The following is a 20,816-nucleotide window of genomic DNA, read 5'->3' on the forward strand; positions in this document are numbered from 1 at the left end:
CTTCTATTGAATAATATCGGATTTCAGTACTATCCTCCACTATTCACCAAAACATCTCCCCTTGTGCTGTGTATTATTCTGAATTTATTGATAATCTCCCAATAAACGGATTTTGCGACTCCTTTAGATCATAATAAATAAGTATATCATAAATAATTCAATTTGTTAAGCTTTTTTGTAAATATTAACCATTTCATTTACTCATAACTCTGTATGAAAGATGACATTTAAAAATCTTAAAAATTTTAAACCATTTATATGTCATAAAAGAAAGTATCGATGCATATGCATCGATACTTTCTTTTATCAGTTCTAATAGAGAATCAACCGATTTTGATAACAGCTTTTACAACATCCTGTTTATTATTAATAACATATTGAAAAGCTTCAGGAGTAAGTTCAAAATCAAATTCATGGGTTACAATGCCGGAAACATCTATAAGGCCTTGTGCAACTGCTTGTATTGCAGTTGGATAAATGTTTCTGTAACGGAACACTGATTTTATTTCTGCTTCTTTTGCAAGGATCTTTGCAAAATTATATTCGATAATATCTTCAGGTGCCATACCAACTAAAACAACTGTTCCGCCAGTTTTTACAAGATATGCTGTTTGCTGAATCGTTACTTTAGAACCAGCTGTTTCGATTACCACATCTGCTCCTTTAGGATTGATTTTGCTGTAAGCTTCAATTGTATCTTCATTAGATGCATTAATGACACGAGTTGCTCCTAATCTCATCGCATAATCCAAACGTTTTTGCAATACGTCTACTACAGTAATATCAGTTGCCCCATAAGCTTTGCAAGCAAGTAAGGTGACAAGGCCAATACAACCTGCTCCTAAAATCACTACAGAATCTCCTAATTTTACATTTCCTTGAGCGGCTGCATGCATACCTACTGCCAAAGGTTCAATTAATGCACCTTCTTTAGTTGTTATATGATCAGGGAGTTTGAAAGCCATATTTTCAGGATATGCAATATAATTTTCCAAACAGCCGTGATATGGAGGAGTTGCTAAAAATTCTACATCAGGACATAAATTGTACTTTCCTGTTTTACAAAATTCACATTGTCCGCAAGTTTGACCTGGCTCAAGGGCTACTTTGTCTCCAACTTTCAGGGTTTTTACGTTTTTTCCTACTTCAACAACTGTACCTGCACATTCATGGCCTAAAATAAAATCTCCTTCTACTACAAAATCTCCGATTTTTCCATGTTCTAAATAGTGAACGTCTGAACCACAAATGCCAACATATTCAAGTTTGATCAATACTTCTGTATCTTTAATCTTAGGCATCTCGATTTCTCGCATTTCCATCTTGTTTAAATCGGTCATAAAGAAAGCTTTGTTCTGCATACTATTTTCCTCCCTCAGCTCTTGTTTCTTATTCGGTAATTAGTCCACGTTCTTTGTACATTTGGATATATTCATCAACATTATCTTTAGTAATAATGGGTGAACCGATATCTGTGTCAATTTGCTTTTCCTCTCCTGTCAATAATTTATGAACCGTATCCAAGATCAGTTCTGACAATTCAATAGCAGATTGCAGACAAGTAGCAGTCATTTTGCCTTCCTTGATCAATAATAAAGCTTCTGCAGTGCCGTCTACACCATAAACAAGTGTATTTTCAAATTCTGGTTTACCAGCAATTACTTCTAAAGCTCCTGCTGCCATATTGTCATTCATTGAAATAATTGCATCGATTTTTCCATGAGCAATTACCCAGTCTTCCATAAGTGCCATTGCTTCGTCTTTATTCCAGTTAGCAAAATCTTCTGCAACAATTTGGACATCAGGTCGTTTATCGAAGAATTCTATTTGCCATGCTTTTCTTCTTTCATCTGCATGGAAGTTACCTGATGGTCCCTTAAGAACAACTACTTTTGCGTTTTGTGGTATTTGCTCTAATGCAAGTTGCGCGTTTACCGCTGCTTGTTTGTATGGATCCGCATCTACAGAAGATGATCCTTCTATTCCGTCAATTCTTGCATTTGTCGTGATGGCTATGATACCATTTTGAACGACCTTTTCAACATAAGGTCTTTGTGCCTCTCCGTTGTTAGGTTGCACGATAATTGCATCATATTTGCTGGCAATCGCATTTTCGATCGCTGTATTTTCCTTTTCATCATCTGCCTGTCCATCAAAAACGTCTAATGTAATATCATCATATTCTTCTGCTTCTGCCATGATTTCATTTGCCAGCCAAGCTGCGAAAGAGTCAGACTGTGCTCTGGCAATATAAGCTACTCTGTAAGTCTTTTTGCTGCCTTCATTAGATGAAGCTTCTGAAGCGTTCGTGCTGCTGCCAGCGCTGCTTGTACTGCTGTTACTGTTACTTGTGCTGCCACACCCCATTAATAGAGACATTGTCATCATTACACTTAAGCCCATTGCTATTAGTCGTCTTTTCTTCATAACACCTTTCCCCTTTCATTTATTAATTGGTATTTAAATTTAATTGCTTCTCTTGCTTTTCTTCAACCAAAATCAGTTTTGAAGTCTTTTTAGATTTTGATCGAATATCCCAGATTACAGCCAAAGCTATAATTGCGCCTTTTACAATCTGTTGTACATATGAATCTACTCCTGTAAGATTCATGATATTATTAAGACAGCCGATAATGAATGATCCTGCCAGAGTTCCCATTGTTGTTCCAACTCCACCGGAAAAGCTGGTTCCCCCCACAATTGCTGCTGTTAATCCTTCCATTTCATATCCTACTGCACCGTTTGGTAATCCTGCATTTACACGAGACATAAAGAGAACTCCGGCAATACCAACTAAAATACCATTGATCATAAACACCTTATATTTTGCTAATTTTACTTTAATTCCTGAAGCAATCGCTGCTTCTTCATTCCCACCAATGGCATATAGAGAACGTCCAAGGGCTGTATGCCTGAGCAGGTAGTAAATGATCACTGTAATAACTATCAGGAATATAATCGGAATTGGAATACCCAAGATATCTCCTTGTCCAAATACTACATAATCTCCTAATTGCAATATGTTTTGTCCTTTTGTGTACAAAAGTGCTGCTCCTCTGGCCACTGTCGACATTGCGAGTGTTGCAATAAAAGGTGGGGCATTAAAATGAGTAATCATCCCTGCATTAATTAAATTGCAAACAACTGCAACAAGTATTGCTATAAGAAATGCTGCTGCTAGTGAACCAGTCGCCTTATATAGACTAACTGATAACACTCCCGATAATGCCAGAACAGAACCTGCGGATAAGTCTAACATTCCACTGATGATTAAAATCATTTCTCCATAGGCTAAAATAGTTCCTACTGCCAGTTGTCTGGCAACATTGATCAGATTGTTTTTGGTTAAAAAGTTCCCATTAAGAACACTGCAAATGATGAACATTAAAATAAGAACAATGAAAATTGAATATTTTTCCATGATCTTATTTTTCTTTAAGAAGCTTTCTTTCATTTTCTTCCCCCCATTTCTCCAGTCTACGTTGCATACTTCATGATCTTTTCCTGCGTAAATTCATCTCTTTGTAATTCCCCGGTAATTCTTCCTTTGTTCATGACATAAATTCTGTCGCACATACCGATGAGTTCAGGAAGCTCTGAAGAAACCATAATGACACTCTTTCCTTGTTTCGCCATCTCCGTCATCAACTTATAAATTTCAAATTTTGCTCCTACGTCAACTCCTCTCGTGGGTTCATCTAATATGAGTATGTCTGGCTCTAATATCATCCATTTAGCCAATAGTACCTTTTGCTGATTTCCTCCACTTAAGGATTGTATAGTTGTTTCCAGGCTGGGAGTCTTAACACTCATTTTTTGAAAATAGCGGCTTACCATTTCTTTTTCCTGTTTTGCATGCCAATGCCCCCCATAGAAAAACTTTTTCAAACTGGAAATACTGGCATTTTCCATAACACTTCTCACAGGAATAATACCGTACCTTCGCCTGTCTTCAGAAAGCATGACCATTTTATTGGCTATGCTGTCATGGACACTTTGAATTTTTACTTCTTCACCATGAATTTTTACTTTTCCTGATGTGATTGGATCTAAACCAAATAACGAACGCATTACTTCGGTTCGGCCTGCTCCCACCAATCCTGCAAAGCCAACAATCTCTCCTTTTTTTACATGGAAAGTAATATCTTTAAAAATACCTTTACTGTATAGGTTCTCTACTTCTAAAATGGTTTCTCCTATTGGACATTCTTCTTTGGGGTAAACATTGGTTATTTTTCTGCCTACCATTAAAGCGATGACTTCATCCATTGTAAAATCTTTTGCTGAACGACTGTCTACTACTGTTCCATCACGAAAAACAGTAATATCATCAGCTATGTGGAATACTTCATCTAATTTGTGAGAAATATAAATGATGCTGACGCCCTTTTCCTTTAACATTGCAATCTTTTCAAATAGTTTTTCTACTTCTCTTTGAGTAATCGATGACGTAGGCTCATCCATAACGATAATACTTGCATTATTTGAAACTGCTTTAATAATTTCCAGCATTTGAATATCCGATACTGTTAAGGTTTTGAGTTTTTGATCCGGCTCATAAGGCAAACCCTCATCTTGTAAAAATTTAAGCGTATCTCTTCTGAGTTTCTTCCAATCCACTTTTCCAAATCTATTTACGGGTAGTCTGCCTAAAAACAGGTTTTCTTCCACGGACATCTCCGGAACATAATTCAATTCCTGGGCGATCATTGCAATTCCGTAGCTTGCCGCTTGAATGGGATTTTGTATTTTTACCGGCTTTTCATCAATGAAAATTTGTCCTGCATCTGGTTTATAAATGCCATTGATAATTTTCATTAATGTTGATTTTCCTGCTCCATTCTCTCCACATAAAGCATGAACAGTTCCTTTCCTTACAACGAAATCTATCTTGTTTAAAGCTTTTACTCCTGGAAAGGACTTTTCAATATTTGAAACTCTAAGCTTAATTTCCTGACTCATATTTCCCCCCCCTTTGAAAGTTTTTTACTTCCAATTACCTTTGCAAGATTGATTGTGTAATAAATATAACAAACTCTATTGTTTTATATCAGTGATATCCTTTAGAAGTTTTTATACAATTTTGCTGTGAATTTTTTATCAATTTTGAAATTAGTACATTTTTGTTTTCCATTAGTATTTTTTTGCGAAAAAAAATCCTCCTATGGAGGATTAGTGAATCGCTATATTATTTTAAGTTTCTTCTGTATTCCGTAACCGTCATGCCTACAATTTTTTTAAAGGTTTTGCTGAAATATTGCTGGTCCGAAAATCCGACTAAATCGTAAATCTGGCTTACTGTATTGTTGGTATCCCTTAAATACTCTTTTGCTTTTTCAATTCTTTTTTTATTAATATAAGACACAAAATTCGTTCCTTCTTCCTTTTTAAAAAGATAAGATAAATAATACTTTGATAAACCTACATAATCAGCCATATCTTCCAGAGTGATTTTTTCCTGATAATGCTCATCGATATAGTCTTTCACTTTTTGTATTAAATAAACTGAGTTTTTCTGTTCCTGATACTTCTAATCTTTCTAAAATTTCTTTTGAAAAGTCTCTCATAATTTGAAGCAATGAACTCATATGATTTGTATTTAAACTGTATTTTGGATACTCGTAAATTTTTTCTCCTTCGTCTTGAGCAAGGCAAAATTCAAAACGTTCTATGATATCTCCCAGCATATGGGATATATATAATTTCCCATCCATTGAAGGAATATTATTTGTCTTTAACTCATTGATTAATTTCAATAATATTTCATCGATCTTTTCGAGATCAGATTCTTCTATAGAATGAATCCAATCTTTCTTATATTCTTGACTAAAGGCAGTTCTGACATTTTTTCCTTTTGGATGATAAACTTTAGAAGTGATCATTTCACCGGGATTGCAGTAGAATAAATAATCGATTGCTTTATAAAACCAATCAATTTCTGCTCTTAATACCAATGCCTTAGAATAAATATCAGTACAAACTCCAGTCACTGCAATGTTAAAATATTGCTCTACAGATTTTTTTATAAACTCAAAAAGAAGCTTAATATCTCTTTCATGAATTTTTTCTTTTGCTAAAAAACAAGTAATCGAATTCCCAAAAGGCTTAATTAAGTAAATCCATTTTTCTTCTTCCAGTTTATTTATCATCAATTCATGACAAGCAAGGATCATGCTTTTAATTTGCTCTTGAGAATATGCTCCTTCATGCAGACTTATACTAAAATCTAATTGGAAACAGCAATAATTCCATCCTTCAATAGGTATATTAAGATTTGAAAAATCCTTAATCACATCTTCTTCTGACTTTTCAATGCTTAAAAACCTTCCAAGAGCTAACTCTTCTTTTTTAATATCTACTTGTATATGTGATTCTTCTTTTTTGCCTTCCCGGTCTAATTTTTCTTTTATTCTTTTAAGCGTGGCAACCAGATCATCTTCTTCCAGCTCTGCCTTTAATATATAGTCAGATGCCTGAAACTTCAAAGCTTCCCTCGCATAATCGAATTCATCATAACAAGTTAAAACTATTACCTGAGTATCTTTATTCGTTTCTTTTATCTTTCTTGTAAGCCATAATCCATCTTTTTTAGGCATTTTGATATCTGTAATAACCAAATCCGGTTTTAAAGTTAAAAATTTATTAAAAGCATCTTCTCCATTACCCGATTCCCCAATAATTTCAAATTCGTAGGCATTCCAATCTATCATAGATTTTAGCCCTATTCTAACAATCATTTCATCATCAACAATAAGCACTTTATACATTTTAGTCCCCCCAAAAGACATTAATATACTTCAGGAATTTCTATAATAACTTTCGTTCCTATTCCCTCCTTTGTATCAATCAATAATCCATACCTCTCCCCATAGTACAATTTGATTCTGTTATTTACATTATTTAACCCCACCGTACTAAATTTGTTTATATTCTTTTCTTCTTTAAATATGTTCTCTAATATCTCGGGACTAATACCTTTACCGTTATCTTCCACAACAATTCTTAGAACGTCTTCATAAGGATAAGTATAAATTTTTATATGCAATTTCTCCTCACGTTCATCATCTATGCAATAAATCAATGCATTCTCCACAATTGGCTGCAGGATGAGCTTAGGAATCATAACTTTACGATACTTGTCCTCGATTTCATATTCTATAAGAAAATCTTGATTAAATCTCAACCTTTGAATTAAGATATAGTTTTTCACATATTCTATTTCTTCCTCCAAAGTGATCATTTTTTTACCCAAACTGATGCTGACCCTAAGAAGTTTTACCAGCGCTACGATGGCATTACTAATACTGTATTCTCCTTTGATCTGGGCCATCCAGCGAATTGTATTCAAAGTGTTATACAAGAAATGGGGATTGATCTGCGCATGCAAAACTTCTAATTCAAGTTCATTCTTTTGCTTTTCTGAATTAACGACATCTTCCATTAAACCTTTAATTTTAGAAACCATGCGGTTAAACTTATCTCCTAACTCAGTAAACTCATTATTTCCTTTTACATCAACATATACTAAAAAATCTCCTTTTTCTACTTCTTTCATTTTTTTGATAATGTCTCTTATAGGCTTAGTAATGGCTGTTGAAAAATAATAGGCACTGCCGGTAGTTATCAAAATAAATATAATACCTGCGATCATAACATCTTTTTGCAGTTTTCGAATATCTGCATACAAATCACTCTTAAGAATCGTCTTGACTAAAATCCACTTTCCTTTATTGCATGGGGAATAAATAGCTACTTTGTCTTCTCCATTTTCCTCATATTCTACATAGGAGCGATTTCCTTCCATAAAAATTTTATCTATGATAGCCTTTATGTAAAAATAATCCATTGCCATATTGCCAGATTGGCTAATCATTTGACCATCAGCAGTGCATATGAATACTTGACTTCCATCCTCAGCTAGCCCGTTATAAATTTCTCTAAGCACCCATTCGTCCAGATCTATTGTCATATATCCCAGTTCTTCCAGAGAATTTACATCTACTATTTTTCTGTTGAGAGAAAAGCAATTTCTCTTAATAACACTGGATAGAACTTTAATATACCTTTCTTTTGTAGGCAGCCAAACAACTTCTCCACTGCTGTTTTTTAGCACTGCTTTGGGAATAATATTAACACCATTCCTTTTTTCAGATCCGGCATAATAAAATTCTCCGTGAATCATTACATAAATTCCATCAATGTCGTCTCTGGATGAAAAATAACTTCTTAATTTATTTTCTAGTTCTGCCCTATTTCCTATTCTCATCAATTCTGAAGATTCGTAATTCAAAAATATGGAGTTAGAAAATTTCTCAACATCATTCAATACATAATCGATATTGGAAGCAGCTGTCTTTACCGATTGCCTGGCTGTATCTGTATATTGTTTAATAATTAAACTATATACATAATAAAAAATAACTGAAAATATGATAAAGGGCACTATGGAAAAGGTAATGGTCGCAATCAAAAGTTGATTTTTTAAACTATTTCTGTATTTTTTATTAATCTTTTTCATATTATTAATCCCTTTTACTATATTTTTCCCAATCTTTCTCTATTAACTGGGCCGTCTCTTCCGGAGTCAAATCATCTTTAATCATATTGTAAAGATTGTCTATCATAATTTTTTCAAAAGAATATACATTTCGGTATTTAGGTCGATAATACGCATTTCGTTCCTTTTGTGCAAAAATCGAAGCATAAGCATGGTCTATGTATGCCATATAGGATGCCTCAATTAATCTGTATAATTCATTTCTGGAAGGCATATTGCCTCCCTCTTTATCCAAAAGCACTTTCATTTGAACTTGAGGAGAAGTGGCCCATACGATAAACAGCCAGGCCGCTAATTTTTTTTCTTCACTTATGTTGGCATTGATTCCTATTCCTGAACCGCCATATATATTGGCACTTCTTACAGCACCATAAGGTAAAATACTGTATCCAACCTTTCCTTTAACTTTGGAAAGAGATTCATTTTCCATAATCGCAGCATTTTCGTCCCAGTTGATCATCATAGCAACTTTTCCCTCTGCAAAAAGCTCAGCTAACTCACTCCAGTTGATTCCTTCTATTCCAATGGGAGATAATGAAACAAATCTTTTATAAATCGACAGGGCTTCTCTGAATTGAGGAGTATTCACTGTAAGTTGATAGGGATTGTCCCTCCCTAAGGTATTTACATTCTGGTCTGCAAAATAATCCGCTCCATAAGCACTCATAATGTTTGAAAACTCACAGTATATTGAATTGTGTTCTGCTGACATAGATACACTGCTGTATTGTATTTCTGACTTAGGCACATTTTGATCAATCCATTGGGCAACTTCAATATATCTCTCCCAGGTAAAACTGGTGCTTCCGGGAACAGGATTGTAATTCAAATCTGAAATCATAGCATTCTTATATTTTTCAAAAATATCTTTTCGGTAATAAAAAATCATTGAAGTTGTATCAAAAGGAATTGCATACAGTTTATCCCTATCTATAAAATAAGAACAAATATCCACGTAATTCTTGTTAAAACTTTCGATTCCTCCTACAAGATGTGGCAGCTTAACATTATTTTCAAAAGTGTTTAAGTCTTCTAATTGGCTGCTAAACCGAGTTAAAAATTGATAAGGATCTATATAAAGCAATTCATATTGAGAGCTCTTAGATATAAATTCCATATTCATTCGTTCTACCAAGGTATCAAAATCCATACTGCGGATATTTACATGAATGCCTGTCACTTCAGTAAATTTTTCAACTTCTTTCATAAGTACACTGGCGTTGATATTGTTTTCTACTAAAAAATTCAATACTACTCCTTCGCATTGCCTCCAGTCAAAATCCTTTGGTGCCATCACTGGAGTGTATATACTGTTTTTTTCGCCAAAATATTGTGGAACCATTTCTATCTCTAGTGTCTCTGTAGTTTCATTATTATGCTGACAAACATCATACATTATGATCACTAAAAATACGATTATAGTTACTGTAAGTACGACTTTTTTTATAATAACCCCCCCCTTATAAAATAGCCCCTATATTACAAAATAATTTCCACAATATAAACTTATCCAAATATAACAAAAAAAGTATCAGCATATTAATAGCTCCCCAACTGTCAAGCTTAATGGGTTATCAAACCATTCAGTTGGAAAACCATTTAAGAGAACCTCCTTTAAGAAACGAATTAATTGTTTCCTATCGATTCTCTATATACTGATACTTTTTTCTTATATTACTATTCATTTTACACAAAATACTTTTGCCGTACAACCTCATACATCAATATTCCGGCAGCTACAGATGCATTTAATGAAGTAATCTGCCCATACATGGGGATTTTTACTGTAAAATCACATTTTTCTTTTACAATTCTGCTGACACCTTCTCCTTCATTTCCGATTACCAGAGCAATTGCCCCTTTTAAATCTGTCTGATACATTGGCTCTCCATCCATGTCAGCACAGGCAATCCATATTCCTTTCTCTTTGAGATCTTCGATTGTACGAGCTATATTGGTAACCTTCGCAATTGGTACATATTCTATTGCCCCCGCTGAAGCTTTCGCAACAACGGCACTGAGCCCCGCTGATCTCCTTTTTGGAATAATCACACCATGGGCACCGGAAATATTGGCGGTTCGTACAATAGCGCCCAAATTATGAGGATCTGTAATACCATCCAGTATGATGATAAAAGGCTTTTCCCCTTTTTCTTCAGCTTTTTTAAGAATATCATCCACTTCCGCATACTTGTGGGCAGATGCAAAAGCTATGACTCCCTGATGCTTCTTGGTTTCCGACAGCTCATCCAATTTAGACTTTGCAACGGTTTGCACCACAATTCCCCTGTTTTTGGCTTCGGCAATAATTTTTTTAATAGAACCTTCCACATTCCCCTGCTGAATTAGAATTTTATCTATGTCTCTTTCCGATTTTAGTGCTTCTAATACGGCATTTCTTCCCTCCAGGCGCAAATTATCTTCTTCAAATGTTTTCATGTAAAAACTCCTTTCATTTTGCTCATAATAAATACTGTATTCAGTTATTTTGCTGCAAAGGATGTATTATTATGACCAGCATCAATGCTCACTATATCAAAGAACAAATTTTAAAAAGTACTTATCCGGTCGCGTTAACCGGAGCAGGCATAAGCGTAGCCAGCAGCCTGCCTACTCTTACCAAGGATTATCGAGGCATTCCAATAAAAAAAATCATGGAAAGATCCTTTTTTGAGAAAAATCATCATACTTTTTATGATTTTTATCGCGAAATTCTCCGCTGGAAAAATTGTAGCCCGAATGCAGCCCATTATACACTTTCTAAATATAATGTTTCAATCATTACTCAAAACATAGACGGACTACATCAAAAGGCCGGAAGCAAAAACGTACTAGAAATCCATGGAAACCTTAACTTTCTCTTCTGTGAAAGTTGTAAGAAATATTTTCCCTTTCATCTAGCATACGATCAAAAGCTTCCGACCTGTCCTGAGTGTCTTAGTATTCTAAAGCCTGATATTGTGCTTTATGAAGAACAAATTCACCATTGGGAAAAAGCCGTCATGGAATTTAGAAAAGCCGATTTGGTTCTGATCGTCGGAACCAGCCTCAAAGCTTTTCCTGCTAATCTGCTGCCATCTATTGCTGCCAAACGAAATGTAAATACCATCATCATCAATGAACATTCAGACCAACTGCTTAACTTTTAATTCTTTAAAAGTTTTAATTTTTTAAAGATAATCGCCAGTTTGTCTCCTTTTGGAAGCATCTTGAAATCTTCTTCTTCAATGGCCCCTGTAAAAATAAGAATAAGAACATATACCAATACTCCTACGCAGACAGCTGCCAATGTGGAAATGCTGTTTCCCATAAATCTACTTATTAACTTATAAAAAGCCAGAGTAATGCCTGCCATAACCGCAGCAGATATTGTCGGCTTCAATATTACATGAACAAATTTCAACTTAAACTCTCCATATTTTCTAACCGCCAAATAATTTAAAACAGCAAAAATACCATACCCAACAATTGTTCCAATAGCTGCCCCATTGATTCCCAAAGATCCCGGAACTAAAAAATAATTAATAATTCCTTTCCCTACGGCTGCAGCAACTAAATTAACAACTGGTACATAGAAATGTCCCATGCCTTGAAGAATGCCTGTCAATGTTTGTCCTAACATAACAAAAATCAAACTGAGACTCATGACGGCCAGAACTTCTGCTCCTTCATTGTATTTTCCATAAATCAAACTCATAGCTGGCTGCGCCAATACGCATAATCCAGCTGCAGAAGGAAGTCCAAGCAAAAGTGCAAATCTTGTCCCCAGCTCTATTTTATCATGAAGTTCTTCTCGATCCTTTTTTTCTACTGCTTCTGCAGTGGCCGGAACTAATCCTACAATAAGCGCCATTCCCAAAGCTAAAGGAATGCTAATAAAAGTAGATGCCTTCCCCATCTGTCCAAATAAATCTACCGCTTTAAGCCTTGGTACACCAGCATCCAGCAGTCTTCGTACAACGGATGCAGAATCTACCCAATTCATAACCGAAAGAATGGATGCTCCTATAGAAATGGGGAATGTAATTGCAATAACTTCTTTTGATACGTTAAAGAAGGATAATTGCTTACTATTTTCCTTTGATTGATTAACCTTTTCTAAAATTTGCCTTCTTCTTTTTAAATAGAATATGGCAAGAATAACCGATCCCATAATACCGCCGGCTGCACCTCCAAAAGCTGCTCCTCCGGCTGCAATTTCAACGCCATACCCAAGTCTCATAAAAAGATATGCCGCGCCCAACCCTATTATGGTTCTTGAAAAACTTTCTGCTATCTGAGAGGTAGCCGTTGGCATCATATCCTGCATTCCCTGAAAGTATCCTCGAAATACCCCCATGATCCCTATAAAAATCGGACTAAACGCAAGTCCCCACAAGGAATACTTTGCACCTTCCACCCATCCCTGGGTATAAATAAGCCAGTCTGCTCCAAAAAACATAAACAGTGAAACTGCTCCGGTCAGAATGATCAATAATAAAAGTGTATATTGAAACACTTTATGGGCTTCATAATACTTTTTGTGAACCAAATTCCCGGATATGATTTTGGATACAGCTGATGGAATGCCCACATAGGAGATCGCGGTCATCATCGTATAAATGGGATAGGGCATTTGATAATAGCCTAGTCCGGTATCTCCAATCAAATGTGTCAATGGTATCCTAAAAAATGCGCTTAAAATCTTTGCAATAATTCCTCCGATAGAAAGAATAATTGCCCCCTTAACAAATTTTTTTGCATGCTCAGACATGTAGTAACCTCCAACTCTATTCTTCGACCTTTTGTTCTTCCATTCCCAGATTTATTAAATAGCGCAGCCGGTCGATTTGTCCATCCAGATATAGATAGCCGCAAAGAGCTTCAAGCCCCGTTGCATGTTTATAATCCAATAAATCAGCGTTTTTGGGAACACTGCTTGATTTTGCATTTCTGCCTCTTTTAAAGATCGCTTCTTCCTCTTCTGTAAGATAGTTTTTTATTCTATGATACATGTTGGCTTGAGCTGAGGCATTAACATACTCTCGTACTGCTTCGTGGAGTTTATTCACAGGCGCATTGCCTTTTGAGACAATCTCCGTTCTGATAATTAATTCAAATACAGCATCTCCAATATATGCCAAAACCAGGGGGGAATACTCCCTGGGTTTGACACATTTTATTTCTATAGATTTATGTTCATCTTCCAGAAATTTTATTATATTCGAGTCGTTTTCCATCTTCAATCTCCATTCATTATAGCCTTTTCCATCTTACTCCCTGAGGGGTATCTTCCAAAATAATTCCTTTTTCTTTTAAGGCATCACGAATTTGATCCGCCAATGCCCAATTTTTTGCTTTTCTTGCTTCTTGTCTTTCCTGAATGAGCTTTTCTATTTCTTCATCCAACAAGTCATTTTCTTGTTTTTCAAGCAATCCTAAAATATTGCTTAGCTCTATTATCTTCTTTTTTACTACGGAAGTAAAGGCTTTTGAGGAATTGCCATTAATGTGTGTGTTAGCAAAGCGAACCAGTTCAAAAATAACCGATACTGCATCCGCCGTATTAAAATCATCTTCCATAGCCTCTTCAAACTTCTTAACAAAAACTTCTAATTCTCCCGACAGTTGAATCTCCTCTTCTGTCATTTCTTCTGTAGCAGAATGGTTAACAATATGATCCAGATTGATCACTGCATTTTTTATTCTTTCTAAGCCATTTTGCGCTGCCTGTAAAAGCTCTCTGCTGAAATTAATAGGACTTCTGTAGTGAGCGCTTAACATGAAGAAACGGATCACTTCATAAGGAAATTCCTGGGCCACTTCTCGTAAAGTAAAGAAGTTGCCTTTGGACTTTGACATTTTCTTATTGTCTACATTGATAAATCCATTGTGCATCCAATATCTTGCAAATGGCTTGCCATTGGCCGCTTCACTTTGAGCAATTTCATTTTCATGATGAGGAAAAATCAAATCTTCTCCCCCTGCATGGATATCGATTGTATCCCCAAGATATTTTTTAGCCATAGCAGAGCATTCTATATGCCAGCCAGGTCGTCCATCACCCCATGGACTTTCCCATGAAGGTTCTCCTGGCTTCTTGGGTTTCCATAAAACAAAGTCCATAGGATGCTTCTTATCTTCATTAATTTCGATTCTTGCTCCAGCTTCCAAATCTTCCTGATTTTTATGAGATAATTTTCCATAGTCTCTATAAGCCTGGATGTCAAAATACACCGTACCATTTACTTCGTAGGCAAAACCTTTATCCATAAGTGTTTGGATCATGCTTATAATTGCTGGCATTTCCTGAGTAACTCTGGGATGAACCACAGCTCTTTTTATATTAAGGCCATCTGCGTCTTTCAGGGTTTCAGCTATGTATTTTTCAACAATTTCTATCGCAGTTGTATTTTCTTCGTTCGCTCTTTTTATGATTTTGTCATCTACATCTGTGAAATTTTGGACATAGTTTACTTTATATCCTTTGTATTCAAAATATCTGCGAACTGTATCAAAAATAATATACGGCCTCGCATTTCCTATATGAATATAATTATATACAGTAGGACCACAAACATACATTTTGATTTCCTTAGGATCTAAAGGAATAAATTCTTCTTTTTGCCTTGTTAAGGTATTATAAATCTTCATGTTTCCCACTTCCTTCCATTATTTTTTCCAACTGTAACAATCTTTTTTCCAATTCTTCAACCTGATGTCTTAAGCCGCAGATTTCCATTTGTACAGGATCCGGCAATTTTACCTGATCTAAAGTTTTGTTGGGATCGACTTTTTGATTATCTCTCCTCACAATTTTTCCCGGAACTCCTACACAAGTACAATTTTCGGGCACCTCGCTTAATACTACAGTTCCTGAACCTATACGAGAATTATCTCCTACTTTAAAGGGGCCCAGTATTTTAGCTCCTGCTCCTATCATTACATTATTTCCTATAGTAGGATGTCTTTTACCTTTATCTTTTCCTGTTCCTCCTAAAGTAACTCCCTGATAGATGGTAACATTATCTCCGATTTCACAGGTTTCACCAATGACAACTCCCATACCATGATCTATAAACAATCCTTTGCCTATTTTAGCACCAGGATGGATTTCTATACCTGTTATCCACCTGGATATTTGCGATATTAGTCTTGCTAAAAAATACCGCTTATGATTGTATAAATAGTGGGCAACCCTATGAAACAGAACAGCATGGAAACTGGGATACAAGAAAACTTCTGCAGTCATTTTTATTGCCGGATCCCTTTCTTTAATTACATTGATTTCATCCCTAATAAAACCCATAATTCATGCACCTCCCATTTTGCTACACAAAAAAACTCCATCTCCAATCAGAGACGAAGTTTATCCGCGGTTCCACTCTGTTAAAAGCTTTCGCTTTCACTCGAAGCATGATAACGGTTGCCACCGTAATGGACTACTATTATTTCATCCATGCAGCTCCAGGATGCACTTCATTCTATTGCACATATAAAACCGCTCTCAGCTTATGCGATTTCTCTCTGTAAAGGCAATAAAACTACTCTTCCTATCATAGCTTTTAACAAATTTTACTAATTATATAAATTATTTTATTCATTTAGCCTAGTAATGTTATCATTTCTTTCTGAATAATTCAAGAGTATTTATTACATATAATTTTGGCTTTCATAATTCGCAATTATTTAATTAAATCCAAATATCTTTTACATTTAATCAGAGCTTCCTCAAGCCGGTCCTGATTAAAAGGTTTGACAATAAAATCTTTTGCTCCCGCCATAATTGCTTGTATAACCATTCTTTTTTGACCCATTGCAGTACACATTAAGATATAAGCATTTGGTGACTCCTTCAATATTTCCTTCACCGCTTCGATTCCATCCATTGAAGGCATAACGATATCCATTGTAATTACATCAGGCTTTAACTCTTTTGCTTTTCTTACAGCATCGTGACCGTTGAAAGCTTCTCCGACTACTGTATGCCCCATTTGCTGAATCATATTTCTCAAAACTGTTCGCACAAATGCAGCATCATCTACAATCAGTACTGTCATGCTGAGCCCTCGCTTTACGTATAAACTAAAAAATATGTAGTGACAATATTTTATCATCATACTAATATCATTTCAATATCATTTCAGAAGATACCTTCGCTTTCATCCTCACTGAATTAAGCAAATTGCATTGGCAGAGATACCTAGTCCCTCTCCAGTAAACCCCAACCCTTCTTCTGTTGTTGCTTTGATATTAATCTGACTGATGTGAATACCCAATGCCTCAGAAATATTTTTTCTCATCTGATCAATGTAAGGAGACATCTTTGGCTTTTGCGCTATGATCGTCGAATCAATGTTTAAAATAGAAAAGTTATCCCCATCCAATACTTCTTTTACTCTCTTTAATAGTTCTATACTGGATATTCCTTTATATTGATCATCGGTATCCGGAAAATGTTTGCCAATATCTCCTTTTCCCGCTGCTCCCAATAAAGCATCCATGATCGCATGGATCAATACATCTGCATCAGAATGCCCTAATAACCCCTTTTCATAAGGAATTTTAACACCTCCAATAATCAATTCTCTGTTTTCTGCTAATCTATGTACATCATAACCCATTCCTATTCTCATATGTGTCCTCCTCTTTATCTTAATTTTCCTTATTTTTTGTTTTTTAACACATTATATCATTAGTTGACATTTTATTACATTTATTGTATACTTTAATAATTGTTATAAGCAATTGCTATATATGGAAGGAGAGATTATTTTGAAACCGAATATTTTAATTTACAATGATAACCATCTTCAGCGACAAAACCTGATAGACTTCCTCAGAGAGCTGGATATGCCGATGGAAATCTGCGAAGCTGAAAATGAAGAAAATGTTTTAAAAAAAATCAAAGAGCAAAAATTCGATGTTATTATTGCAGATATTATCATAAAAGAAGAACTTACAATTGATCTTATAAAAAAGGTTAAAGAAACTTATCCATTTATATATGTTGTATTTGTCACAGCTTATAAAGATTTTATTATGGAAGCTGTTTCTGAATGCCACTGTTATGATTATATCTCAAAACCTGTTAATAAAGAAAGGTTTCAAGGCACTATGAAATTAATTCTAAAAAGAATTCTGGAAGAAAGCAATCTCCATAAAGAAGAAGCAAATCAAAAAAATCTCGTCATTAATTATAATAATCAATCCTTCATAATTCCTATAGATAAAATTCTTTTTATTGAACAATGTGGGTATCTTTCCATTATCCATACCGTCGATGGAACATATCGTTGCGTTTCCACTTTGATTCGTTTATATAACGAATTGAATGAAGACTTTTTCTTAACTCATAAAAGTTTCCTAGTAAATATGAAAAAAGTGAGCCATGTATCTTACAACAGGAGAACATCTGGAGACATCTTTTTTGAAAATTATGATAAAACTGCACTATTAAGTGTTCGAAAAAAATCAGAGTTCAAGAAAATACTACTAAATTATAACAAACAATAGGCTAAATCTCTTCACAAGCTTTTTATAATATTATAAAATAAAAAATAGCAAAATAAATCAATTCATGTTATATTTACAACTTTTGTAAAATGGTTGTGCTCTTTCGTCAAATATCTATTTTCTTTTTTTAATTAATATTTATAATGAAATCTATAAGAGTTAGGAGCGCTACGATGTTGATATTCTCTTTACTTCAGTATATTGAAGGTTTTTCAATGTATTTAATTATTTCTACTTTATCAGGATTAAAAGGTAAAATTTCTTTTCCGAAATTTCTTTTCCTGGCTTTAATGCATGGAAGTATTTACCTCATATTGAATGAAATTTTACCTATACAATTACAGGGATTTATTTTACTTATAGTTTCAATTCTCATTAGTTCTTTAATATTGGAACTGGATTTCATTTTATCTGTATTGACTACTCTTATATCTGTCTTAGTTGTGATGACAATAGATTTGACTGCAGGTATGGTATTCTTAGGAATTATGAATATGTCTGCTTCTGAAATGTTGGCTAATTCATTTATACGAACTACTTATACTTGTATCGTTCAAATCATCTTTTTAATTATTGCCTTTATAATTAATAAGAAAAATATAACTCTTCCAAAGAAATATTTTATCAATAAAAAAACAAGCATTTTGATTTCTTCAATTTTCTTCGCCATATGTATTTTTACATTTTTAACATTTATTATTGGTACTTTTATTAATCATGTTCAACCTATTATATATATTTCTTTGGCAGTTATCTTTATTTCTTTTTCATTAGTTATGTATAGACTCAATCAATATGTTGTTTCAATGGCAGTAAAAGAGATGCAATTAGAAGATCAACGTATTTATATTGAATATATTAAAGAACTCATGAATCATCTGAAAGCTCAAAGACATGAATTTATCAATCATATTAATGTATTATATGGTCTTGTTCAAATTAAGGATTTAAGTCGTTTAGATGCAGCTAAAAAATACATAGAAAGTTTGAACATCACCATCCAGGGAACTTCAGATATCATGGCAACAGATGAACCTGTCGTATCTGGTCTTCTTGTTACAAAAACCGCTATAGCCGAACAAAAAAACATAGAAATGGATATTAATATCGTTGATCGAATTACAGATACGCCATTATCGCTTACAGAAGTTTCTACAATACTTAATAATCTTATAAATAATGCCATAGAGTTTTCCGAAACACTTCCTGAAGTGAATCGCTACATATGTGTTGAAGTGTATGGTGATGAAAACAATGTCTACATAGATGTATGCAACGAAAACAACGGACAACCTATTGCAGACACTGAAAAAATCTTTGAAAAAGGCTTTTCTACTAAACCTAATCACATGGAAGTGAGAGGGTTTGGTCTATATAATGTAAAATGTATTGTAGAAAAGCATCATGGATCAATCACTGTCGACTCAGATCTACATGAGACTAGCTTTAAAATTACACTACCCAAAAAAAAATAATATTAAGGGGGGAATGTGTATGAAGAAAAATATGTTAGCAGCATTAAAATGGATTGGAAGTGTTTCACTCATTTTTGCTGGTGTAATTGCAACTCCTGCATGCTTCTTATTTGCTTCTCAGCCCAAATGCCCAAAATCATTACAAAAATAACAGGTCTATATAGACCTGTTATTTTTTGTATTCTAAAATTTTTTCACTTAAGATCATATAAGTGATCGTTAAAGTTTCAATGAATACTGCATTCATACCTATATATTTCCATGGAAGAGGCAATATATATGATATACCTGTCCAGAAGATAAATGTTATAAGGGCGATAGTATGTATCTTTTTTCTTCTCTCCTTACTAATAATAGGCTGATTTTTATGCTCTGCAGGTGAGAATTTAAGTATAATCCCAAAGGAGAAAAGCGCCTGAATAATGAATAGAAAATCACTTTGAACATGCAATCCCGCAAAAACTGAAACATATATAATACTTAGACTGAGTATAAAACATCTGACATAAGTGTTCGCATGATATCCTCCTGCCCAGATTCTAAGAGAACTAAATACAAGCATTGCAAACAGTCCATATTTTAAATGTCCTGTTAAAACTAACAGTATACACATAAAAAAGATCTTGATCGTCTCACTGATAAATGCTTGTAAGCCATATTGAATCTCTCGAATTTGTGTGTGATTAAAAATTTGCTTCTTATAAATCTGATAGGATATTCCTGCTGCTAATCTGTCGATCATATGGAACCTCCTTCTTGTTTTATGCTTTTATGTAATATTTTAAAGTATATGTATATTATATAGCAAAAAAAATAAAAAGACTAGCATTTTTTACTAGTCTTTTTATTTTAGGATAGCGGAGGACGGAGTCGAACCGCCGACACTACGGGTATGAACCGTATGCTCTAGCCAACTGAGCTACTCCGCCATATTAAATTATAATGGGCGCAATAGGGCTCGAACCTATGACCCCCTGCTTGTAAGGCAGGTGCTCTCCCAGCTGAGCTATGCGCCCATAATCATAATGGCGACCCAGAAGGGGCTCGAACCCTCGACCTCCGGCGTGACAGGCCGGCGCTCTAACCAACTGAGCCACTGGGCCACAAAATAATCATGGCAGGGGCAGCAGGACTCGAACCCACGACATTCGGTTTTGGAGACCGACGTTCTACCAACTGAACTATGCCCCTATGTATTGGCTCCCCGAGTAGGATTCGAACCTACGACCCTCCGGTTAACAGCCGGATGCTCTACCGCTGAGCTATCGAGGATTATAATTGCTTCGCAA

The 20,816-nt window shown here is 34.8% G+C and carries 19 protein-coding genes, 5 tRNA genes, 1 pseudogene and 1 other annotated feature; of the genes and pseudogenes, 4 read left to right on the forward strand and 21 right to left on the reverse strand.

Features of this window, described 5'->3' with window-relative positions; translation table 11 throughout:
* Positions 1 to 323: 323 nt before the first annotated feature.
* From JOD07_RS03125 to rlmB, 9 genes are all read right to left on the reverse strand, one after another.
* A complete protein-coding gene (locus tag JOD07_RS03125) occupies positions 324 to 1,361 on the reverse strand; it encodes an NAD(P)-dependent alcohol dehydrogenase (protein ID WP_158741269.1) in 1,038 nt (345 codons plus the stop codon).
* 28 nt (positions 1,362 to 1,389) lie between these two features.
* A complete protein-coding gene (locus tag JOD07_RS03130; protein WP_158741268.1) occupies positions 1,390 to 2,427 on the reverse strand; it encodes a sugar ABC transporter substrate-binding protein in 1,038 nt (345 codons plus the stop codon).
* Between the two features lie 22 nt (positions 2,428 to 2,449).
* On the reverse strand, positions 2,450 to 3,454 hold the full coding sequence (locus JOD07_RS03135) for an ABC transporter permease (protein WP_158741267.1): 1,005 nt from the start codon (positions 3,452 to 3,454) through the stop codon (positions 2,450 to 2,452).
* 23 nt (positions 3,455 to 3,477) lie between these two features.
* The gene (locus JOD07_RS03140) at positions 3,478 to 4,962 is read right to left on the reverse strand and encodes a sugar ABC transporter ATP-binding protein (protein ID WP_158741266.1); all 1,485 of its coding nucleotides are present in this window, start codon (positions 4,960 to 4,962) and stop codon (positions 3,478 to 3,480) included.
* 226 nt (positions 4,963 to 5,188) lie between these two features.
* Positions 5,189 to 5,488, reverse strand: a complete 300-nt coding sequence (locus tag JOD07_RS03145; RefSeq protein WP_204612159.1) for a helix-turn-helix domain-containing protein — start codon at positions 5,486 to 5,488, stop codon at positions 5,189 to 5,191.
* A complete protein-coding gene (locus JOD07_RS03150) occupies positions 5,469 to 6,767 on the reverse strand; it encodes a response regulator (protein ID WP_204612161.1) in 1,299 nt (432 codons plus the stop codon). Before JOD07_RS03150 ends, JOD07_RS03145 begins: the two co-directional genes overlap by 20 nt.
* A 20-nt stretch (positions 6,768 to 6,787) precedes the next feature.
* Positions 6,788 to 8,518: a cache domain-containing sensor histidine kinase gene (locus tag JOD07_RS03155; RefSeq protein WP_204612163.1), complete on the reverse strand. Its 1,731-nt coding sequence runs from the start codon at positions 8,516 to 8,518 to the stop codon at positions 6,788 to 6,790.
* 4 nt (positions 8,519 to 8,522) lie between these two features.
* Positions 8,523 to 9,953, reverse strand: a complete 1,431-nt coding sequence (locus JOD07_RS03160; RefSeq protein WP_204612173.1) for an extracellular solute-binding protein — start codon at positions 9,951 to 9,953, stop codon at positions 8,523 to 8,525.
* Positions 9,954 to 10,243: 290 nt separating this feature from the next.
* On the reverse strand, positions 10,244 to 10,996 hold the full coding sequence (gene rlmB / locus JOD07_RS03165; protein ID WP_158741262.1) for a 23S rRNA (guanosine(2251)-2'-O)-methyltransferase RlmB: 753 nt from the start codon (positions 10,994 to 10,996) through the stop codon (positions 10,244 to 10,246).
* A gap of 71 nt (positions 10,997 to 11,067) precedes the next feature.
* On the opposite strand from rlmB, the gene JOD07_RS03170 reads away from it, so the two are divergent.
* The gene (locus tag JOD07_RS03170) at positions 11,068 to 11,706 is read left to right on the forward strand and encodes a Sir2 family NAD-dependent protein deacetylase (RefSeq protein ID WP_204612175.1); all 639 of its coding nucleotides are present in this window, start codon (positions 11,068 to 11,070) and stop codon (positions 11,704 to 11,706) included.
* On the opposite strand, the gene JOD07_RS03175 is transcribed toward JOD07_RS03170, so the two are convergent.
* From JOD07_RS03175 to ispF, 6 genes and pseudogenes are all read right to left on the reverse strand, one after another.
* Complete coding sequence (locus tag JOD07_RS03175) at positions 11,703 to 13,310, reverse strand: putative polysaccharide biosynthesis protein (protein WP_158741260.1); 1,608 nt, start codon at positions 13,308 to 13,310, stop codon at positions 11,703 to 11,705. The genes JOD07_RS03170 and JOD07_RS03175 overlap by 4 nt on opposite strands.
* Before the next feature lie 16 nt (positions 13,311 to 13,326).
* Positions 13,327 to 13,776, reverse strand: a complete 450-nt coding sequence (locus tag JOD07_RS03180) for a Mini-ribonuclease 3 (RefSeq protein ID WP_158741259.1) — start codon at positions 13,774 to 13,776, stop codon at positions 13,327 to 13,329.
* Positions 13,777 to 13,792: 16 nt separating this feature from the next.
* Positions 13,793 to 15,190, reverse strand: coding sequence for a cysteine--tRNA ligase (cysS, locus tag JOD07_RS03185; RefSeq protein ID WP_158741258.1), 1,398 nt, complete (start codon positions 15,188 to 15,190; stop codon positions 13,793 to 13,795).
* Positions 15,177 to 15,845: a serine O-acetyltransferase gene (gene cysE / locus JOD07_RS03190; protein WP_204612177.1), complete on the reverse strand. Its 669-nt coding sequence runs from the start codon at positions 15,843 to 15,845 to the stop codon at positions 15,177 to 15,179. The genes cysS and cysE overlap by 14 nt, the downstream gene beginning before the upstream one ends.
* 46 nt (positions 15,846 to 15,891) lie before the next feature.
* Positions 15,892 to 16,105, reverse strand: a binding site (T-box leader).
* A 116-nt stretch (positions 16,106 to 16,221) separates the two neighbouring features.
* Entirely contained in the window at positions 16,222 to 16,596 is a 375-nt protein-coding gene (locus tag JOD07_RS03195) for a response regulator (protein ID WP_158741257.1), read from the reverse strand.
* 111 nt (positions 16,597 to 16,707) lie between these two features.
* Positions 16,708 to 17,172 (reverse strand): annotated as a pseudogene (gene ispF, locus JOD07_RS03200) (2-C-methyl-D-erythritol 2,4-cyclodiphosphate synthase); the annotation flags it as partial.
* Between the two features lie 139 nt (positions 17,173 to 17,311).
* Between ispF and JOD07_RS03205 the strand changes: the two are divergent.
* The 3 genes from JOD07_RS03205 (at position 17,312) to JOD07_RS03215 (ending at position 19,678) form a co-directional block, all read left to right on the forward strand.
* Complete coding sequence (locus JOD07_RS03205) at positions 17,312 to 18,052, forward strand: LytR/AlgR family response regulator transcription factor (RefSeq protein WP_158741255.1); 741 nt, start codon at positions 17,312 to 17,314, stop codon at positions 18,050 to 18,052.
* A gap of 173 nt (positions 18,053 to 18,225) precedes the next feature.
* Positions 18,226 to 19,527, forward strand: a complete 1,302-nt coding sequence (locus JOD07_RS03210) for a sensor histidine kinase (protein ID WP_204612185.1) — start codon at positions 18,226 to 18,228, stop codon at positions 19,525 to 19,527.
* A 19-nt stretch (positions 19,528 to 19,546) separates the two neighbouring features.
* On the forward strand, positions 19,547 to 19,678 hold the full coding sequence (locus tag JOD07_RS03215; RefSeq protein ID WP_158741253.1) for a cyclic lactone autoinducer peptide: 132 nt from the start codon (positions 19,547 to 19,549) through the stop codon (positions 19,676 to 19,678).
* An 18-nt stretch (positions 19,679 to 19,696) separates the two neighbouring features.
* Here the strand turns inward: JOD07_RS03215 and JOD07_RS03220 are convergent, their stop codons facing one another.
* From JOD07_RS03220 to JOD07_RS03245, 6 genes are all read right to left on the reverse strand, one after another.
* On the reverse strand, positions 19,697 to 20,269 hold the full coding sequence (locus tag JOD07_RS03220) for an accessory gene regulator ArgB-like protein (RefSeq protein ID WP_158741252.1): 573 nt from the start codon (positions 20,267 to 20,269) through the stop codon (positions 19,697 to 19,699).
* A 113-nt stretch (positions 20,270 to 20,382) separates the two neighbouring features.
* A tRNA-Met gene (locus JOD07_RS03225) sits at positions 20,383 to 20,456 on the reverse strand.
* A 14-nt stretch (positions 20,457 to 20,470) separates the two neighbouring features.
* Positions 20,471 to 20,543: transfer RNA gene (locus tag JOD07_RS03230), tRNA-Val, on the reverse strand.
* Positions 20,544 to 20,553: 10 nt separating this feature from the next.
* Positions 20,554 to 20,630 (reverse strand) — tRNA-Asp (locus JOD07_RS03235).
* 12 nt (positions 20,631 to 20,642) lie between these two features.
* Positions 20,643 to 20,718: transfer RNA gene (locus JOD07_RS03240), tRNA-Trp, on the reverse strand.
* Positions 20,719 to 20,724: 6 nt separating this feature from the next.
* Positions 20,725 to 20,799, reverse strand: a tRNA-Asn gene (locus tag JOD07_RS03245).
* Between the last annotated feature and the right edge of the window lie 17 nt (positions 20,800 to 20,816).

The sequence above is a fragment of the Defluviitalea raffinosedens genome (genome assembly GCF_016908775.1).
In the GTDB taxonomy this organism is placed as follows: Bacteria; Bacillota; Clostridia; order Lachnospirales; family Defluviitaleaceae; genus Defluviitalea; species Defluviitalea raffinosedens.

Bases quoted from the DNA above. Each gene is read 5' to 3' on its own strand.
- JOD07_RS03125 (WP_158741269.1), bottom strand. From the start codon at position 1,361: ATGCAGAACAAAGCTTTCTTTATGACCGATTTAAACAAGATGGAAATG.
- JOD07_RS03130 (WP_158741268.1), bottom strand. From the start codon at position 2,427: ATGAAGAAAAGACGACTAATAGCAATGGGCTTAAGTGTAATGATGACA.
- JOD07_RS03135 (WP_158741267.1), bottom strand. From the start codon at position 3,454: ATGAAAGAAAGCTTCTTAAAGAAAAATAAGATCATGGAAAAATATTCA.
- JOD07_RS03140 (WP_158741266.1), bottom strand. From the start codon at position 4,962: ATGAGTCAGGAAATTAAGCTTAGAGTTTCAAATATTGAAAAGTCCTTT.
- JOD07_RS03150 (WP_204612161.1), bottom strand. From the start codon at position 6,767: ATGTATAAAGTGCTTATTGTTGATGATGAAATGATTGTTAGAATAGGG.
- JOD07_RS03155 (WP_204612163.1), bottom strand. From the start codon at position 8,518: ATGAAAAAGATTAATAAAAAATACAGAAATAGTTTAAAAAATCAACTT.
- JOD07_RS03160 (WP_204612173.1), bottom strand. From the start codon at position 9,953: ATGTATGATGTTTGTCAGCATAATAATGAAACTACAGAGACACTAGAG.
- rlmB (WP_158741262.1), bottom strand. From the start codon at position 10,996: ATGAAAACATTTGAAGAAGATAATTTGCGCCTGGAGGGAAGAAATGCC.
- JOD07_RS03170 (WP_204612175.1), top strand. From the start codon at position 11,068: ATGACCAGCATCAATGCTCACTATATCAAAGAACAAATTTTAAAAAGT.
- JOD07_RS03175 (WP_158741260.1), bottom strand. From the start codon at position 13,310: ATGTCTGAGCATGCAAAAAAATTTGTTAAGGGGGCAATTATTCTTTCT.
- JOD07_RS03180 (WP_158741259.1), bottom strand. From the start codon at position 13,776: ATGGAAAACGACTCGAATATAATAAAATTTCTGGAAGATGAACATAAA.
- cysS (WP_158741258.1), bottom strand. From the start codon at position 15,190: ATGAAGATTTATAATACCTTAACAAGGCAAAAAGAAGAATTTATTCCT.
- cysE (WP_204612177.1), bottom strand. From the start codon at position 15,845: ATGGGTTTTATTAGGGATGAAATCAATGTAATTAAAGAAAGGGATCCG.
- JOD07_RS03195 (WP_158741257.1), bottom strand. From the start codon at position 16,596: ATGACAGTACTGATTGTAGATGATGCTGCATTTGTGCGAACAGTTTTG.
- JOD07_RS03210 (WP_204612185.1), top strand. From the start codon at position 18,226: ATGTTGATATTCTCTTTACTTCAGTATATTGAAGGTTTTTCAATGTAT.
- JOD07_RS03215 (WP_158741253.1), top strand. From the start codon at position 19,547: ATGAAGAAAAATATGTTAGCAGCATTAAAATGGATTGGAAGTGTTTCA.
- JOD07_RS03220 (WP_158741252.1), bottom strand. From the start codon at position 20,269: ATGATCGACAGATTAGCAGCAGGAATATCCTATCAGATTTATAAGAAG.